We start from the raw sequence: 16,968 nt of genomic DNA on the forward strand, positions 1-16,968 counted from the left end.
TCAAACGGTATGGGAGGTTAAATGATTTGTGGCACTTTAAGTATTAATCATCAAAGCGCTTTTTCGATTCTCACCGCGACGTCTTCAGATACCCAGCCTTTCCACAAGTCAGGGTAGGTATTAAAGAAGTAAAACATCGCTTCTTCACCGTCCGCGTAGTTATCTTCCATCCAGGCCAGCATTTCACTCATTTGCTCGTTGGTAAATCCGCGTTTCTGCAAGTACGCGAATGCTTGGGGTTCTTTGCTCGCAAACGCCTCAGTTGTTACTGTGCGAACTGGAGAAGGTGGGTACATTGTTACTTTTGGTGAAGCGCAATCAGGCTGAGTGGTACAGTTGCGATACTCTTCTAAATCTGTTCCGCTACCAAAATCCACTTTGACCATATCATACTTGCCCAATACGGGGGTCGGTGACCAGTAGTAACCAAACCAAGGCATTTTGCGATCATAGGCTTTGGCGATGGTGCCAGCTAATGCTGCGCCAGATCCTGGGTCAACCATCTCAAAGCCGTGCTCACTTAACCCTAATGCATTAAACAAGTGACCGGAGGTGATTTGGCATGTCCAACCAGCAGGGCAGCTATAAAACGCGAACTTGTCATCATCCTCTGGGTGTTCAAATAGTTTGGCGTGCTTGATGACGCCTTCTATCGTCGCGAGTTCTGGATACTGTTTTACCAGATAGGCGGGAACCCAAAACCCTTCTTCACCACCATTGACAAGCGATTCACTAGCGATGCGCAAGCGTTTATCCGCAATCCCTTTATCAAGTGCTTCTTTAATACCGTTTGTCCATAACTCTGGCGCAACGTCAGGCTGTCCCTTTTCAATCATAGAGGTGCCTGTAGGAACGCTATCACCAGGGATCAATTCCGCATCGCACTGGTAGCCTTCATTTAAGACAAATTGGTCGATGTGCGCCATTAAGCTGGCCGAATTCCAATTCATGTCTGCGATGGTTATTTTTCCGCATTCGTCCGCATTTGCATGAGTAGATAATGCTGATAGCAGCAGAACAGAGAGCATTGAAGGTGTCGTCTTCATGTGACTGAATTTCCTTGTCGTTGTCATTTACTTCAGTATATACATCGGTTTATAAAGATTCAGTGAACAAGTTTTTTTCAGTGACGTTAAGCATAAAAACGGCGATTTATGAAGCGTTTGGTGAGGCGTGTTGAAAGGGAGTTAATACAGCAAGAACACTCCTTCGTAGCCGCCAATCTCAATATGAGAAACATAGTCGCCGATGTTACCGTCTTGATCTACAGGTCGCATAGGCTCTGGAAGTGCGATAGTTATCTTCGGTGAGGAGAAGTAATCGATATTTTTGCCAAAGAAATCAGTCCGATACAGCACTCGGCCTTTGGTGAATTCGCGGGCTAACACCATCTCTGTAGGGCCATGCATCACTACCGCATCGTCTGAGTGATACGCAAAGTACGTATGGGTTGGTAACAAATCGATAGCGCCATTAGGCAAGTCAGGGTGAGCCACTTTGCTCATAGAAGCATCTCCAATGACTGTGTAATCGGCAGGATAGGGCGTGCTGGTGGACATCATTAGCGGAGTCGCCTGATATCCCTCTGGTATTTGATTGGCAGGCTCTCCCAAATCAACGGCAAGCAAGGAGCTAGGTTGATAAGCAATATTCTTTGGTACGCCTGCCTTCCAGAAGTTGTCACTTGTTGTGTTATTGCTTCCATATAAGTAGCCATTGTTCCACTGATTAAAGTAACTGCGCTCAGGGTGATAGTTTAAGTAGAACACTGCTAGTGCAGAGTATTGGTCCTGTTTCCAATTGTCTTCTGTGTTCCCAAAGTATTGAACGCGACCATAACGCGTGGTCGCTTGATAAATCACTTTCTGACCCGCTTTGGCGAGTGCAGAGTTATCCCAAAATTTAGCCAAGCCAGCATAGCCACTAAAGCCGGTAGCAGGGAAAAGGTAGTGCTCGCGCAAGTACAAGGAGCCAGCGTTAACCAAGTGGTTTTGCCCATTACGACCGAATAAGTTTGCCGTACCTATGTTGAGGCCAATTAACGCATCTTCATCCAGCGTTGCCAGTTTATTCAAGAACGCCGAGAATTGCGCTTTGTAAGCATCGTCAGCAGCTTGGCTACCCGCCACCAAACCAAGTTCATCCACTGTGCCTCCGGAATATATGTAGAACTGATTTGCACCGAGTAACTGATTCGTATCGTCGTTGTACGCACCATTTAAACCTTGTTTCGCCCATTCAGCTTGGTAATAGTGGCGCATTGTATTGGTAAAAACGGGATTACCGAGATTGGTCAATGCCCAAGAAGAGGTTTGATTCCACATACGACCAAATGGAATAACCCGTGACTCCCAACGAAATCGGGCCGTTGCATTCTTATTCGAACGGTTTTTGTATTCATTCCAAGAAAGATAATTGTCTTGGTTTCGATCTGCAGATTTGTCGAAGCCACGAATTTTACGCCAGCGTTGAATGGTTTGACCTTCCGGTGTCTCCGTTGGTGCTCCTGAGATATTGACGGCAGGGAAGCTATTTTTGAGTTGAATGTTTTCGAGACGTGGGCGGTTTTCTATGTTGCCGTCATGCCAAGTAATTTTCGCAAAGTAAAGGCGGCCGCCGTCGCGTAAAAAGGTGGAGCCAAAGTACTGACCGCCACCATAAGTTTTTCCGCTACCATCATGCGTTGTAGCGCGAACCCAATCCGAAGGAACAGACCAGTTTACTGTTTGGTTTTTAGTCATGTTCTCAGTTTTGTCTTTTTTAATCGCGAAGCGTTTCCATTCTGTTACCCGACCAAACGAGTCGATAGCAGAAGGGTATTCAATCGTGAAGCTGCCGCCTTGAGCAAACTGAGAGAACGTAAAGGCTAAGCGGTCGAACTTCTCTGAGTGATAGACATAGAGGGCTCCACCATTATTCGCCTGGCCAAATACATCAGCATCCCATGGCGGTGGTTGATATAGCCAAAAGCCGGCGTGGTCAGCGCTGGCGGTATAGCCAACGATCATCGGTTTTCGATTGAGTAAGGTATTTTCACCATGGCTTGAGTCGACTTCAGCTAGGATAGTGTCTTCAGAAAAGTGGAGAAAGAAATCTTCGTAGTCAATTCCATTCAGTTCTGCTTGGTTACGTATATCGTTTTCCAGCCAACCTGAGTTAAGTTCCAGCTTTTGGTTGTACATGTAACCAAGCGCTTTTACACGCTCGTTATCACTCTTATCTTTGTAAGCTCCAAACACGATATCGGCATTATCCAACTCCCATTCAAGTGCAGCGGCAGCAGATATAGGCTTATCTTGAAGATCAATACCCTGTTCATGCAATCCAGGTAACACGATTGATGTTCTACTCCAAACGCTGGGTATAGAAAGTAAGCTCAGAGAAGCAAGTGCAATGAGAGAAAAACAATGCGACTTCAACATGGGGTTATCTCACTCATACTTAGATGACTCGAATTAAGGGCCAGAATACAAAGAGAAATTATAGTCCATTCACAAAGTCCTAATCAGGAACCCGCCGATAGAAGGCTTTACCGGAAATCGAGGGGGGAAGCCCGGCAAAAATGAGAAGGTCTGCGTCGGGTGTAGTACGTTCAAAGACTCAAAACTCCGTCTACACAAGCACAAAAGTAACCAGAATTTTAACCTTGTTCGATTGCCATCATATTGTTGGATTTTCATCAACAATTTCAGTTAAAACCAACTGATTAAACCAGTCATATTCTCTGTTGTATTGATTGCTTATCATACAAAAATTTAACAAAATTAATTTTTATACATTTTTATTGCATAAAAAATCCTTTTGAGTAATATAAATGCCAAGTGACAATTAATGCGGTATGTCAGCATGACTATTCAGGTAAGCGGAATCAATAAATCCTACGGTGAGACACAAGTGCTTCACGATGTCAGCTTTAAGTGTGAAAGCGGCGAAACACTGGTGTTACTCGGTCCGAGTGGTGCAGGGAAGAGCTCTCTACTACGTGTTCTTAACCTTCTTGAAGGAGCGGATAACGGCAAGCTAAACATCGCAAATGATGTTTTTGATTTCTCTACTGAAATCAAAGAGAAACAAGGTTTAGCACTTCGTCGTAAAGTGGGCATGGTGTTCCAGCAGTACAACCTATGGCCACACATGACAGTGATGGAGAACCTGATTGAGGCTCCGGTAAAAGTCGCTGGCATGGATAAAGAAGAAGCGAAGAAGCAGGCAATGCAAATTCTTGCGACGCTGCATTTGGCAGACAAAGCGGATGCATGGCCGATGCAACTTTCTGGTGGTCAGCAACAACGTGTGGCGATTGCTCGTGCATTGATGATGAAACCGGAAGTCTTGCTTTTTGATGAACCGACCGCTGCGCTTGATCCGGAAATTACTAACCAAGTCGTTAAGATTATTAAAAATTTAAGCGAAACCGGAATTACACAAGTAGTTGTGACGCACGAAGTGGATTTCGCCAAGAAAATCGCTAGTCACGTACTGTATTTAGAAAAAGGACACATCGTTGAGCACGGCACAAATGATTCGTTTTCTAACCCGCAAACCGCCCAGTTTGCTGACTACTTAAATCACTAAATCACTAAATTACGTTTTTAAAGTTCAGTCTATTTAACAGATAAGCTCGGCTGTCATTGCGAGTGTCAGCCCACTAAGTACACACGGAGTATTGCAATGAAAAAGATTCTACTAGCTTCACTAATCGGCCTTTCTTCTGCAACTATGGCAGCAAACGCAGCAGCACAAGAAGAGATCAAATTCGCGATGGAAGCGACGTACGCACCGTTCGAATACATGGATGAAAACAACCAAATCCAAGGTTTTGATGTGGATCTGGCGAATGCACTATGTAAAGAAATCGAAGCAAAATGCACCTTCCACAACCAATCTTTTGACAGCCTGATCCCAGCATTAAAATTCAAGCGCTACGATGCGGCAATCTCTGCAATGGACATTACTGAGGCGCGTTTGGAGCAAGTGAATTTCACGAATGCATACTATGACAACTCAGCAGCGTTTGTTTCTATCAAAGAAAAAGTGGCCGATCAAAAAGCACTAGAAGGTAAGCGTGTTGGTGTTCAAAACGGTTCAACACACCAAAGCTACCTGATTGAGCAAATGCCGGGCGTAACCGCGGTTCCTTACTCAAGCTACCAAGACGCGTTCATCGATATGAAGAATGGCCGTATTGATTCTGTATTCGGTGACACAGCAGTTGTAGCGGAATGGTTCAAGAAAGAAGACAACCTAGCGTACGTTGGTGAGCACGTTACTAACCCTAAATACTTCGGTAACGGTTTCGGTATCGCAGTAAACAAAGGTAACGACGAGCTAGTGAACAAGCTGAACACGGCACTGAAAACAGTGAAAGCGAACGGCGAATACGACGTAATCTACAACAAGTACTTCGGTAAGTAATATGGCACTAACGGGTTACTCTTTATCGCTTGTTCAAGCTAGTTGGATGACTGTCCAGCTAGCATTCACAAGCCTTTTAGTCGGTTTGATTCTGGCAGTGGTATTCGCCAGTGGTGAAATGTCTCGCCGTGTTTTCGTTAAATGGCCAATGACGGCGTTTGTGACGATTGTACGTGGCTTGCCAGAAATCCTTGTCGTGTTGTTCATCTATTTTGGTTCGACGCAGGTTCTGTTTTTAATCACCGGCGACTTTATTGAAGTTAGCCCGTTCTTGTCTGGCGTGGTGGCGTTGTCATTGATCTTCGCCTCTTATGCTTCTCAAACTCTACGTGGCGCATTGAAAGCCGTTGGAAGAGGGCAAAGAGAGGCAGCAAGTGCACTCGGCATCAGTCAAGCACACGCTTTTGTTCGCATTGTTTTGCCACAAGCGGTAAGACACGCGCTACCAGGTTTAACTAACCAATGGTTGGTTTTGCTGAAAGATACCGCGCTTGTATCACTGATTGGCGTAACGGATTTATTGAAGCAAGCGCAGCTAACATCTGCAGCGACGCATGAAGCGTTTACATGGTACGCAACTGCTGCGGCGATTTACTTAGGCATTACTTTGATTACGCAACGTGCCGTAAAACTGATTGATAAGAAGTTCTCAATTCAAGGCATGAGTATGGGACAGGAGGCTACCGCATGAACGAACAACACGTTTGGCAAATGCTGGATGGCTTAGGCACTAGCCTTCAATTGACTGCCGCTTCTTTGGTGGTGGGCTGTCTCTTAGCTTTGATGATGACGCTGACTCTGATCTTACGTACTCCGGGTTTGCATTGGTTAAGTCGTGGCATCATCACCTTGTTTACTGGTACACCTTTGTTGGTGCAGATCTTCTTGGTGTATTACGGTCCAGGTCAGTTTGATGTCGTAAGAGAAAGCGTATTCTGGACATGGTTAAGCCAACCTTGGTTCTGTGCGATGCTAGCACTAGCACTCAATACCGCTGCTTACAGCACTCAGTTGTTCAAAGGAGCGTTTAACGCGATTCCTTCCGGTCAATGGCAAGCGTGTCGTGCATTAGGCATGAACAAAACAGCAACACTGAAAGTGCTTCTGCCATACGCTATTCGTCGTGCTGTTCCGGCTTACTCGAACGAAGTGATTTTGGTCTTCAAAGGCACGTCACTAGCAAGTACGATTACGATCATGGATCTGATGGGTTACGCGCAGCGCATTAACGCACAAACTTACGATACGTTGACAGTATTTGGTGTTGCAGGCGCATTTTATTTAACGGTAAATGGTGTGTTGACTCTCATTTTCCGTCAGGTAGAGAAGAAAGCATTGGCGTTCGAAGCCGCATAATCCTTCAATCAACACTCATCGTTTAGTTCCACAGTGCCTCTGCGAATGACTCTCTTGCAGGGGCATTTTTTATATTTGTCATGGCAAATTCCTCAAGTTCCACCAAACTTAATTCAACCCAATTGCATTGGTGGCATCATGGAAAGAAGACACTTTTTAGCACTGTGGACATTGTTGTTCGCCCCCTCTTTAAAAGCGAAAACACCAATGCGGTCGACGCCAGCACAAACAGAAGGACCATTTTATCCAGTAGTGGATATTCCTCTTCGTCAAAACTTGATTCTGCAATCAGAAGGCTTGGTCGGTGAACCTATCGTGTTGCAAGGCAGAGTAGTAGATACATCGGGAAACCCTGCCTCAGGCATCAAAGTAGAAATCTGGCAATGCGATGGGCAGGGGATTTACGATCATCCTAAGCAACCAAATAACGATAAGTTTGATGCTCACTTTGCTGGCTTTGGCGCAGTCGAAACTCAATCGGATGGTCGCTACTTGTTTCAGACCTTATACCCTGTACCTTATGCTTCTCGCCCACCGCACATTCACGTTAAGTTGTGGCGAGATAATCAAGAACTTCTGACCACTCAGTTGTACTTGAAAGGCAATACTGGCGATGAATGGTGGGGAGGCAAAGCCCGAGATTATCTACAGTTTGAAACCATACGAACCGACGGGCGATTAACTGGCCAATTTAACTTTGTGATTGGCTAGCTAATCCGGTTAAGCCATTAACTCAACCAATTGCGCCAAGCATTCTTTATCCAGTATCGGATGAGGCTCGACGCCCGTGACCAGTACAATATCTACGGAAGGCAGCGATGGCATATTGCCTAAGATCTTAAGATCCTCGCTAACGCTAATACTGCCCATCGCACCGATAGCCATGCCTGAACGTACAATTGCTCGTTGTGCAGAAGCCGTATTGCAACATGCCAGTAGTTGATAAGGAGTGCCACGTTTGGTTAATCCGTCTACTGCTGCCGCATGGTATTTACAGTCGGTTTGGAATAGGGCGAGAGGGAGAGGTTGGGCGTTCTCAATGTCAAAATCAGGATGAGCAATCCACACGCCTTTGTCGCTTGCTAGCCAGTAACCTTCCTCACTGTCCGGTGCTCTTGTCACAATAGCGGCGTCTAGCTTTCCTTCATCGAGTTTTTCTCTCAAGGTGATGCTTGGCTCACTAAAGACTTGAATCGAACATGTGGGCTCAGATTGTTGTAATACGCGAATGACTCTAGGCAGGATATTGTCGTTGTAATCCTCGGGGCAACCTAAGCGAAGAGGGCGCTTGTTTTCATAACGTTTCACTTGTTTCAGCGCTTGATTGTGCAAGCTGACCAATTGCTCGGCGTGAGAGCGCAGTGCCAGCCCCGCTTCACTCAGTATGAGGTTACGACCTTCTTTTTCAAACAAACTGACGCTGAGTTCGTCTTCTAGCTTACGCATTTGCGCACTGAACGCGGATTGGGTGCGATTGATCTGCTTGGCTGCACGAGTGAAACTGCCCGTTTCGACAAAAGCCAGAAAGCTGCGTAACGCATCGATATCCATATCTAAAACTCATCCATCGTTTTTGTTGAAGTGTTCCATCAAAACTATCCGTTAGTCCCCTTAAATACAATCAGATATTGTGAATGGGTACTCAAAACACGAACCGCATGGAGGCGTCATGAAACTGTTTATTGCTAATCAAAACTACTCAAGCTGGTCACTTCGCGCATGGCTGATCTTTTCTCAATTCAAACTGGATGTGAAAGTCACCAAGCTCAAATTATTCACAGAAGATTTTTATAAGACCTTGGAAGATATTACACCAACCGCGAAAGTCCCTACCTTAGTGGATGGTGACGCAACCGTGTGGGATTCATTAGCGATTTTGGAATACGTTAACGAGCAATACTTACAAGGCAAAGCATGGCCAAGTAAGTCTTCAGAACGGGCTAAAGCACGCGCCATCGCATCAGAAATGCATTCGGGTTTCTTTAACTTAAGAAGCGAACTCCCAATGAACACCCGCGCACGCAGAAAAGTCGATCTAACGGATGGTGCGCGTAAGGATATTGCGCGTATTGATGCCATTTGGGCTGAGCAAGCCAAACTGTATCCCAACGGTTGGCTATTTGGAGAATGGTCGATAGCTGATGCTATGTATGCACCTGTGGCATTGCGTTTCCAAACTTACGGCATCGAGTTATCGGAAGGTGCCAAAGCTTACCAACAGAAGGTGCTAGCAAGTGAATCTTTACAGCAATGGTTGGAAGAGGCGAACCAAGAAACGGATATTGTAGAAGAAGATGAAGCAGGGGTAGAAGTATAAGCGCATCTTGCGATCGCCTGTAGCAAGGGAAAGCATGACAAAGCACGCTTTCCTCTTCTAGGATGGTTGTAGTTTCCGGCGCGTTTAAGCTAGGTGTTCAACAATCGCTCTGCCTACGCCGTGTGCGCTCGTTGGGTTTTGACCTGTGATGACACGATCATCCACAATTACAAACTCTTGCCATGGTTGCACTTTAGAGTAGCGCGCTGCGCTGCGTGCAAGAGATTCTTCCAATAGGAAAGGGATATCGTTGATGGTGCCGAAGTCGATCTCTTCTTCACGAGTGAAGCCTGTTACTGATTTAGACGAAAGTAGCTTTTCGCCATTGCTAAGCGTGATAGGTAGAAGAGCGCCTGGACCGTGACAAACTGCTGCAACAATACCGCCATCTTCATAGTGTTTTGCAGAAATCTTGGCAAAATCTTCGTTGCTCGCTAGGTCTGAAAGAAGACCAAAGCCACCCGGATAGAAGATCGCATCGTAGTTGTCACCGTTGATTTGTGACACTGGAATCGTGTTGTTGATGCGGTTCTGGAAATCATCATCCGCCAAGATTTTCTCGTTCACTGCGTCGCCTTCGATGTCGGTTCCGTACAGTGGTGCTTGCCCGCCTTTGATAGAGGCAATGTCGTAATCGAAGCCTACACCTAGTAGTTCGCTAAGCGCATGAGTGAGCTCTGGCGCGTAAGTTCCGTTTGCTTGGTCAGTTTCACCAAGGGTCGCATGGTTCGTCACAATGATGAGTACTTTCTTCATGATGGTTTCCTTTTTGGCTTACGTATATTTGTTGAACACCTTCATACTAATTGCTAAACAAATAAGTGATAATATGATTAATTGGCAAAACATTATTGCTATATAGCAAAGGTAAGTATGGACAGTTTTGAAGGTATCAATGAGTTTGTTACGGTTGCTGAGAGCTTAGGGTTTTCTGCAGCGGCAAAACAGTTAGGTTGCAGTACTAGTCATGTCAGTCGTCAAGTCACAAGATTAGAAGAGCGATTAGGTGTCGCCTTGTTAGCACGTTCGACAAGAATGGTGAGTCTAACGGAAGCAGGGCAAGCGTATTATCAGCAGTGTAAAGAGTTGGTGATTGGGCTTCAGCAAGCCAATGAACAGCTCACCACGCAGCAAACTCAACTAAGTGGTACGTTACGCGTGAGCGCCGCTGGTGCGTTTTCTGAGAACCATGTAGCGCCTGCCTTGATGGCATTTGCCAAGCAACATCCTAATCTCACGGTAGAGATCAACTTCAATACCAGCATGGTCAACTTTATTGAAGATGGTTTCGATTTTGCCATTCGTTATGGCAGGTTGAGTGATTCAGGCTTGGTTGCGAGAAAGCTGGTGGATCGTCCGATGGCAGCGGCAGCCAGTCAGCGTTATCTCGATGAACATGGTTTGCCAACGCACCCCGAGCAACTCAAGCGTCATAGCTGCATCATCGCCAACAAAGACGTTTGGTTGTTTGAAAAAGACGGCGAGCCGTTAGATGGCGTAAAAGTGCAGGGCAGGTGGAAGAGCAATAACGCGCATACGGTTTTGCAAGCCTGTGCAGAAGGATTAGGTGTGGCGTACTTACCGAAGAGCAGTTTCAACGATGCTATTTCGTCTGGTCGTTTGGTGCCAATCCTAGAGCCCTATTGGGGAAGTGGTAACAGCAGCTGGATTGTTTATCAGAATCGTCACTTTCTGCCACTACGAGCGCGATTGGCTATCGACTTCTTGCTTGATCATTTTGCCGATTGGCAGGAGTAATGAGGCTCTGCCAATCGGTTTGTTTATCCATTTGTTAGATCGTCAACATACTAACGTATCTACATGTTTTGATAGCTCGGTCCACCGCCGCCTTCTGGTGCTTTCCATGTGATGTTTTGTGAAGGATCTTTGATGTCACAGGTTTTGCAATGCACGCAGTTGGCGGCATTTATCTGAAACTTCAACTTACTCTCAACTTCCACCACTTCGTAAACCCCTGCAGGGCAATAGCGCTGGCTCGGCTCGTCATACATACCTAAATTCACATCAATTGGAATGTGAGGGTAAGTCAGAACAAGGTGACAAGGTTGATTCTCTTCGTGCTGTGTTCCCGACAAAAATACCGACGAAGGCTTATCAAAACTGATTTCACCATCTGGTTTTGGGTATGCAATTGGGTGGCACTCTTGTTTAGGTTTTAACTGCTCATGATCGTGCGAATAGTCCTTGATAGACCAAGGTAACGGCTTCTTAACCAGTGGTTGCCACAGGTTGTGTTCAAAAGTCGAAAGAGCACCACCAAGTATGCTGCCAAACTTATGAATGTTCGCGCCAAAGTTACGCGTTTCGGCGAGTTCGTCATACAACCATGATGATTCAAACAACGACTGGTAGTCTGGCTCAGAAGCTCCAGTTTGTCGGGCCGTATGTACCGCTTCTGCTGCAATGATTCCGGATTTCATTGCTGTGTGGCTGCCTTTAATTTTTGCGACGTTCAAAGTCCCCGCATCACAACCAATCAATAAACCGCCAGGGAATTGCTGTCTCGGCAGAGAGGAAAGCCCACCTTTCGCAATGGCTCTTGCGCCATAAGCGATGCGCTGAGCACCTTTCAAATGTGGTTCAATAGCAGGATGGTGCTTAAAGCGTTGAAATTCGTCAAACGGACTCAAGTAAGGATTGCTGTAATTCAAGTCGACAATAAGCCCGACGGCGATTTGGTTGTTCTCCATGTGATAGAGAAAACCGCCGCCTGTGGTATTTGTTTCACTCAAGGGCCAGCCAGCGGAATGGATAACACTGCCAGATACATCCTTACTGTCAGTGGGTAACTCCCATATCTCTTTTAGGCCAAGCGCGTAGTGCTGTGGTTGCTTTCCTGCGTCTAGGTCGAACCTTTGAATAAGTTCTTTACCCAGATGTCCGCGACAACCTTCAGCAAAAAGGGTGTATTTTGCCCTTAGCTCGATACCTGGTTCAAAGTTAGGTTTGGCCTGGCCGTTCTTATCTAGTCCCATATCGCTCGTGTTAATGCCTGTCACGGCGCCAGTCTGATCATAATTGATGCTTGCAGCGGCAAAGCCCGGAAAAACTTCCACCCCAAGATTTTCTGCTTGGTTAGCGAGCCAACGGCAAAGGTTGGCAAGGCTAATTACGTAATTATTCTCGCCATTTATCATTGGACGCGGTGTAAGGAAGTGGGGAACGCGAATATGGTTTTGTTCAGTAGTAAGATAAAGGAAATTATCTCGTTGAACCGAGGCTGCTAGCGGGGCCTCCATTTCTTTCCAATTGGGGAAAAGCTCATCTAAGGCACTAGTTTCAAAAACAGCGCCAGATAAAATATGTGCGCCCACTTCTGAGCCTTTTTCTACAACGCAAATTGAAAGTGCGTCACCTTCACTGTCTTGGCTGAGTTGAGCTAGCCGACAAGCGGCGCTTAAGCCTGCAGGTCCGGCCCCCACGATCACGACATCAAACTCCATGCATTCTCGTTCCATCTCTATGCTTCCTTTCTATTATCGTCATCTGCGTGACAGGTTTTTGGTTTCTATACAGAAAACTATAGCTCAGTTGACGTTAACGTGAAGTGGACTAAGCTCAAGTAATGGATCTGACGTGTTATATGAGGCATGACCATGGAAGACCGACCATTAGCAACACTTGTGCTCGCAGAGCATGACAACCAATCGTTGGCTGTAGGGACGCTGTGTGCAATTAAAGCGGCATTTGAGATTAAGGATGATGATAAATCGCTTCCTGTTTCTGTGTTGCTTATTGGTTATCAGTGCCAATCAGTTTTGGATGAGTTGAATTGTGTTCAGGGTGTTGCAGAAATTATCTGGGTTGATGCGAAGGGATATGAACATGGATTAGCGGAAAATATCGCACCTTTGATCTCACAAGTAGCCAAAAACTACTCACACATTCTTTCTCCTGCCAGTACATTTGGTAAGAATGTGATGCCTCGTGTGGCGGCGTTGCTTAATGTTGGTCAACTTTCTGACGTGATGACAATCGAGTCTATCGATACGGTGATTCGTCCAATTTATGCTGGAAATGCATTGGTGAGAGTCACGTCGAATGACCCCTATAAAGTGATGACCATAAGAAGTACGGCTTTTGATGCCGCAGAGCTATCTGACACGCCAGGTGTCCCTAAGCTTACTCAAGTCGACACGGTGATTATCAATAAACTTAGTGAGTTTGTTTCGCAACAAACGCCAGAAAGTGAGCGACCAGAATTGTCAGCGGCTAGAGTAGTGGTGTCGGGTGGTCGTGCATTCGGGAGTAAAGAGAAGTTTGTTTTAGTAGAACAATTGGCGGACAAGCTAGGTGGAGCGGTAGGGGCGTCACGAGCGGCGGTCGATGCGGGCTATGTGTCTAATGACCATCAAGTCGGGCAAACCGGCAAAATTGTTGCACCGGAGTTATACATTGCCGTCGGAATTTCTGGCGCGATCCAGCATTTGGCGGGAATGAAAGATTCCAAGGTGATTGTTGCAATTAATAGCGATCCTGATGCGCCTATTTTTGACATTGCAGATTATGGATTGGTCGACGATTTGTTTGTGGTAATGCCTGAGCTGTTAGAGAAGCTGTAGATATAGTCTTGCTTCCTAAAACAAAAGGCTTCCGGACTGGAAGCCTTTATCATTTGATTTTTATAAGTTACTTTTCGCTCGGACGTTGCAGGTGCTCTGCAAGTACTTTCGTAAACCTTGCAGCTTCACCACCAGTACAAGCGCGATGATCAAACGTTACGGATAGCGGCATTGCTTTCACCGAAATTGCTTGACCGTTTCTTATCACTACTCGGTCGAGTATTCGGCCCGCGCCGACAATAGCGACTTGTGGCGGTGTGACGACAGGTGTTGCGTAAATACCGGCAATCGCGCCGAAGTTGGAAAGCGTAATCGTCGCGTGCTGCAATTGCTCACGACCGATTTTTCTCTCTCTGATCCCTTCAACGGTTTGATCGAGCCAACGACGAACATCTTGTGGCTCGTATTCATCTGCGTGGCGCAAGACTGGTACGTACAATCCATGACGGCTATCTACTGCAATTCCTACATTGACCGTTGTGTGTACACAGCGTGTCATGGTTTCGGCATCAAACCAAGCGTTTAAAGCGGGCTCTTCTTGACACGCATGAACAATCGCTTGAACAAGGCGGATACTGATATCTTCGTTTGGCAGCCAATCTTCCAACAATGCTTCTTCCGTAATGGTTACGGCAGCAACATGTTCGTGCGATTCGGTCATAGACGATACCATGGTACGTCGAGCGCCTTTCAAAACTTCGGTGCCTGGACGCTGTTTTCCGGCTTCGTCGTAAATATCGGTATCTACGATAAGTCCGTTCGGGCCACTACCTGACACGAGGTTAAGATCTACCCCAAGTTTTTGTGCCAACAAGCGAGCCGAAGGCAGGGCGGTAACGAGGTTACTTTCTGTCGTGTTGTGGTTGCCACCAATCCAGAAATCATCAACGTTAACATGATGCGCTTGGTGAGAAACGCTACCGACGACGGTTGCGGCGTCAGCAGTGGCTTTTTTCTCTGCCGTTACTTCTCTCCCGGCACCTGTTTCATCAATCTCTAGCAGTAATGCACCAATATTGACGATTTCACCTTCCTCACCATGACGGCTGACCACACGGCCCGAGTAGGGGGCAGGGACGTCTACCGTCGCTTTTGCTGTCTCTACGGTTAAGATCACTTGATCTAATTTAACCATGTCTCCGACATTAACGTGCCATTTGACAATTTCTGACTCAGCGAGACCTTCACCGAGATCGGGTAAATTAAACGTCTTCATTTCCAATCCTCCACGAGTTCGCGCGCCGCGGTCACAATGTCTTCTTCCTGAACCATGAAATAATCTTCGTTACGGTAATAAGGCATAATGGTGTCCATTCCAGTTACTCGTTTAGGTGGGGCTTTAAGTAAGCACATGGCATGTTCAGCGGTTCGAGCTAATAGCTCAGAGCCCACACCACAAGTTTTACTCGCTTCATGAACAACGAGTAAACGTCCAGTTTTTTCTAGTGAGCTGAAAATCGTCGCGGTATCAATTGGCTTAATACTCGCCAAATCAATCACCTCGACTTCAATTCCCTGACTAGACAAGGTTTGTGCGGCCTGAAGTGACTCTACGACGCATGCGCCCCAAGTAACGAGCGTGATATCTCGCCCCTTACGTAAGGTGAAGCAGGTGTCGAGTGGGAGTGCTTCGCCGTTATCGACGACTTCAGATTTAACGGTGCGATATATGCGCTTCGGTTCGAAGAACATGATGGGATCATTGCTTCTAATTGCGGCGAGAAGTAAGCCGTATGCGCGTTGTGGTGAAGAAGGAATCACCACTTTAAATCCAGCAGTGTGAGCAAATAGCGCTTCCACGCTTTCTGAGTGGTGCTCCGGAGCGTGGATACCGCCGCCAAATGGCGCACGGAAAACCGCGGGACAAGTGAGCCGACCGCGAGTTCTGTTACGCATTCGAGCCGCGTGGCACATTAAGTGCTCCAAAGCAGGAAAAACGAAACCTTGAAACTGAAATTCGGCGACAGGTCGTAATCCTTGCGTTGCCATACCGACCGCAACCCCGCCGATTAAGGCTTCAGCGAGTGGCGTATCGATGACTCGTTTAAGACCAAACTCTTGCTTGAGTCCAACAGTGGCACGAAATACACCACCATTATCGCCCACGTCTTCACCTAATACGACAACATTGGGGTCTTGTTGCATTTCGTGGTGCAGGGCAAGGTTTACTGCTTCAACCAACGTTAGCTCAGCCATGTCTGCCTCCCTGCATTCTCATTGCCTTGTTGATGAGTTCATCTCTTTGTGCATGAAGCTCTTGAGGTAGCGATTCATACAAATAATCGAAACCGGTTTCTGGTGCTTGTGGCGGTAAGCTCAGATAGCGTTCAACAGCTAACTCTACTTGCTCTTTACAGTAATCTAGCCATTGCTGTTCTTGTTCGTCGCTCCAAGCGCCTTGATTAAGGAGGTACGTTTTAAGACGTGCGATAGGTTCGTATTGCCATGCAGTTTGAACATCATCTTCTTTACGATAACGAGTCGCATCATCGGCCGTAGTGTGGTCACTCAGTCGGTAACTCACCGCTTCGATGAGTGTTGCACCTTTCCCTTTTCTTGCTCTCTCAAGGGCGGTTTTAGTTGCATCATAAACGGCGACGACATCGTTACCATCGACAGTAATACCCGGTATACCTGCACCTTGCGCTTTTTCTGATAAGAAATCGGCGGCACATTGGAGACTACGCGGCACTGAAATTGCCCACTGGTTATTGTTTACGACGAAAACAAGTGGAATATTCCAAGTACCTGCGCAGTTTATTGACTCAAGAAAGTCCCCTTTGGATGTACCACCATCGCCGCACATGACTAGCGCAGCTTCATGGTTACCTTGAATTTTTAGCGCGGAAGCCACCCCGACAGCATGCGTACATTGCGTCGCTATGGGTACACAGTAGGGAAGGTCTCGGCTAGGAACCGGACTTCCTTCAGGAGCAAAATCACTCCCGCGCTCATCGCCACCCCAGTATTGAAGGTTCTTTTCCATGCCAATGCCACGACACCACATCGCAGGCATATCGCGGTAGTAAGGGACAAACACATCATCGGCTTTAAGTGCTCTGCCGACCGCAATGCCTATGGCTTCCGCGCCTAAGTGTGAGGGATAGGTCCCTAGCTTACCGGTGCGTTGCAAGGCAACTGCTTTGTTGTCGTAAGTGCGAGTTAATACCATGTCTCGGTAAAACCCGACCAATGTTTCAGTGTCAGCCCAGTTGGGTAGTTGGCCGACGAGGTCCCCACGATGGTCGATAAACCGATGCATGGGTAATGCCTGAACGTTCATCTCAAGCTCCTTTT

At 46.7% G+C, this 16,968-nt stretch carries 16 protein-coding genes; 8 read left to right on the forward strand and 8 right to left on the reverse strand.

Features of this window, described 5'->3' with window-relative positions; genetic code table 11:
- Positions 1–50: 50 nt before the first annotated feature.
- Positions 51–1,046, reverse strand: a complete 996-nt coding sequence (locus tag KI742_RS16160) for an ABC transporter substrate-binding protein (protein WP_005375798.1) — start codon at positions 1,044–1,046, stop codon at positions 51–53.
- Positions 1,047–1,187: 141 nt separating this feature from the next.
- On the reverse strand, positions 1,188–3,422 hold the full coding sequence (locus KI742_RS16165) for a hypothetical protein (RefSeq protein WP_285386087.1): 2,235 nt from the start codon (positions 3,420–3,422) through the stop codon (positions 1,188–1,190).
- Positions 3,423–3,846: 424 nt separating this feature from the next.
- Between KI742_RS16165 and artP the strand changes: the two genes are divergently transcribed.
- The 5 genes from artP (at position 3,847) to KI742_RS16190 (ending at position 7,482) form a co-directional block, all read left to right on the forward strand.
- A complete protein-coding gene (gene artP / locus KI742_RS16170) occupies positions 3,847–4,575 on the forward strand; it encodes an arginine ABC transporter ATP-binding protein ArtP (RefSeq protein WP_086013014.1) in 729 nt (242 codons plus the stop codon).
- A 96-nt stretch (positions 4,576–4,671) separates the two neighbouring features.
- Positions 4,672–5,415 carry an arginine ABC transporter substrate-binding protein gene (locus tag KI742_RS16175; protein ID WP_005388572.1) on the forward strand — a complete coding sequence of 248 codons (744 nt, stop codon included), beginning with the start codon at positions 4,672–4,674 and terminating at the stop codon, positions 5,413–5,415.
- Position 5,416: 1 nt separating this feature from the next.
- Positions 5,417–6,106: an arginine ABC transporter permease ArtQ gene (artQ, locus tag KI742_RS16180; protein WP_005388570.1), complete on the forward strand. Its 690-nt coding sequence runs from the start codon at positions 5,417–5,419 to the stop codon at positions 6,104–6,106.
- Positions 6,103–6,771, forward strand: coding sequence for an arginine ABC transporter permease ArtM (gene artM / locus KI742_RS16185; protein WP_005450156.1), 669 nt, complete (start codon positions 6,103–6,105; stop codon positions 6,769–6,771). Before artQ ends, artM begins: the two co-directional genes overlap by 4 nt.
- Positions 6,772–6,909: 138 nt before the next feature.
- Entirely contained in the window at positions 6,910–7,482 is a 573-nt protein-coding gene (locus KI742_RS16190) for a protocatechuate 3,4-dioxygenase (protein WP_213903724.1), read from the forward strand.
- A gap of 9 nt (positions 7,483–7,491) precedes the next feature.
- On the opposite strand, the gene KI742_RS16195 is transcribed toward KI742_RS16190, so the two are convergent.
- The gene (locus tag KI742_RS16195) at positions 7,492–8,322 is read right to left on the reverse strand and encodes a LysR family transcriptional regulator (RefSeq protein ID WP_285386090.1); all 831 of its coding nucleotides are present in this window, start codon (positions 8,320–8,322) and stop codon (positions 7,492–7,494) included.
- Positions 8,323–8,440: 118 nt separating this feature from the next.
- Between KI742_RS16195 and KI742_RS16200 the strand changes: the two genes are divergently transcribed.
- Positions 8,441–9,088, forward strand: a complete 648-nt coding sequence (locus KI742_RS16200; protein ID WP_285386092.1) for a glutathione S-transferase family protein — start codon at positions 8,441–8,443, stop codon at positions 9,086–9,088.
- A gap of 84 nt (positions 9,089–9,172) precedes the next feature.
- Here the strand turns inward: KI742_RS16200 and KI742_RS16205 are convergent, their stop codons facing one another.
- A complete protein-coding gene (locus tag KI742_RS16205; RefSeq protein ID WP_285386093.1) occupies positions 9,173–9,844 on the reverse strand; it encodes a type 1 glutamine amidotransferase domain-containing protein in 672 nt (223 codons plus the stop codon).
- Positions 9,845–9,961: 117 nt separating this feature from the next.
- Here KI742_RS16205 and KI742_RS16210 point away from each other — a divergent pair, with 117 nt between their 5' ends.
- Positions 9,962–10,846, forward strand: a complete 885-nt coding sequence (locus tag KI742_RS16210) for a LysR family transcriptional regulator (RefSeq protein ID WP_213903727.1) — start codon at positions 9,962–9,964, stop codon at positions 10,844–10,846.
- Between the two features lie 59 nt (positions 10,847–10,905).
- On the opposite strand, the gene KI742_RS16215 is transcribed toward KI742_RS16210, so the two are convergent.
- Positions 10,906–12,567 carry an electron transfer flavoprotein-ubiquinone oxidoreductase gene (locus KI742_RS16215; protein WP_285386094.1) on the reverse strand — a complete coding sequence of 554 codons (1,662 nt, stop codon included), beginning with the start codon at positions 12,565–12,567 and terminating at the stop codon, positions 10,906–10,908.
- 138 nt (positions 12,568–12,705) lie between these two features.
- Here KI742_RS16215 and KI742_RS16220 point away from each other — a divergent pair, with 138 nt between their 5' ends.
- Positions 12,706–13,671, forward strand: a complete 966-nt coding sequence (locus KI742_RS16220; protein ID WP_285386095.1) for an electron transfer flavoprotein subunit alpha/FixB family protein — start codon at positions 12,706–12,708, stop codon at positions 13,669–13,671.
- Positions 13,672–13,738: 67 nt separating this feature from the next.
- Here KI742_RS16220 and KI742_RS16225 read toward each other — a convergent pair whose 3' ends face one another.
- From KI742_RS16225 to pdhA, 3 genes are read right to left on the reverse strand one after another with little or no spacing between them, the layout of a single operon-like run.
- Positions 13,739–14,887: a dihydrolipoamide acetyltransferase family protein gene (locus KI742_RS16225; RefSeq protein ID WP_285386096.1), complete on the reverse strand. Its 1,149-nt coding sequence runs from the start codon at positions 14,885–14,887 to the stop codon at positions 13,739–13,741.
- Positions 14,884–15,867 (reverse strand): alpha-ketoacid dehydrogenase subunit beta, encoded by a 984-nt coding sequence (locus tag KI742_RS16230; protein WP_213866281.1) that lies wholly within the window; start codon positions 15,865–15,867, stop codon positions 14,884–14,886. The genes KI742_RS16225 and KI742_RS16230 overlap by 4 nt, the downstream gene beginning before the upstream one ends.
- Positions 15,860–16,954, reverse strand: a complete 1,095-nt coding sequence (gene pdhA / locus KI742_RS16235; protein WP_025998586.1) for a pyruvate dehydrogenase (acetyl-transferring) E1 component subunit alpha — start codon at positions 16,952–16,954, stop codon at positions 15,860–15,862. The genes KI742_RS16230 and pdhA overlap by 8 nt, the downstream gene beginning before the upstream one ends.
- Positions 16,955–16,968: the final 14 nt, after the last annotated feature.

The organism is Vibrio sp. D417a, assembly GCF_030248595.1.
GTDB classification, from domain to species: domain Bacteria; phylum Pseudomonadota; class Gammaproteobacteria; order Enterobacterales; family Vibrionaceae; genus Vibrio; species Vibrio alginolyticus.

Excerpts from the sequence above, each read along its gene's own strand:
- KI742_RS16205 (WP_285386093.1), bottom strand. The coding sequence starts at position 9,844 with ATGAAGAAAGTACTCATCATTGTGACGAACCATGCGACCCTTGGTGAA.
- KI742_RS16225 (WP_285386096.1), bottom strand. The coding sequence starts at position 14,887 with ATGAAGACGTTTAATTTACCCGATCTCGGTGAAGGTCTCGCTGAGTCA.
- KI742_RS16210 (WP_213903727.1), top strand. The coding sequence starts at position 9,962 with ATGGACAGTTTTGAAGGTATCAATGAGTTTGTTACGGTTGCTGAGAGC.
- pdhA (WP_025998586.1), bottom strand. The coding sequence starts at position 16,954 with ATGAACGTTCAGGCATTACCCATGCATCGGTTTATCGACCATCGTGGG.
- KI742_RS16175 (WP_005388572.1), top strand. The coding sequence starts at position 4,672 with ATGAAAAAGATTCTACTAGCTTCACTAATCGGCCTTTCTTCTGCAACT.
- artQ (WP_005388570.1), top strand. The coding sequence starts at position 5,417 with ATGGCACTAACGGGTTACTCTTTATCGCTTGTTCAAGCTAGTTGGATG.
- KI742_RS16165 (WP_285386087.1), bottom strand. The coding sequence starts at position 3,422 with ATGTTGAAGTCGCATTGTTTTTCTCTCATTGCACTTGCTTCTCTGAGC.
- KI742_RS16215 (WP_285386094.1), bottom strand. The coding sequence starts at position 12,567 with ATGGAACGAGAATGCATGGAGTTTGATGTCGTGATCGTGGGGGCCGGA.
- KI742_RS16230 (WP_213866281.1), bottom strand. The coding sequence starts at position 15,867 with ATGGCTGAGCTAACGTTGGTTGAAGCAGTAAACCTTGCCCTGCACCAC.
- KI742_RS16195 (WP_285386090.1), bottom strand. The coding sequence starts at position 8,322 with ATGGATATCGATGCGTTACGCAGCTTTCTGGCTTTTGTCGAAACGGGC.
- KI742_RS16190 (WP_213903724.1), top strand. The coding sequence starts at position 6,910 with ATGGAAAGAAGACACTTTTTAGCACTGTGGACATTGTTGTTCGCCCCC.
- KI742_RS16220 (WP_285386095.1), top strand. The coding sequence starts at position 12,706 with ATGGAAGACCGACCATTAGCAACACTTGTGCTCGCAGAGCATGACAAC.
- KI742_RS16200 (WP_285386092.1), top strand. The coding sequence starts at position 8,441 with ATGAAACTGTTTATTGCTAATCAAAACTACTCAAGCTGGTCACTTCGC.
- KI742_RS16160 (WP_005375798.1), bottom strand. The coding sequence starts at position 1,046 with ATGAAGACGACACCTTCAATGCTCTCTGTTCTGCTGCTATCAGCATTA.
- artP (WP_086013014.1), top strand. The coding sequence starts at position 3,847 with ATGACTATTCAGGTAAGCGGAATCAATAAATCCTACGGTGAGACACAA.
- artM (WP_005450156.1), top strand. The coding sequence starts at position 6,103 with ATGAACGAACAACACGTTTGGCAAATGCTGGATGGCTTAGGCACTAGC.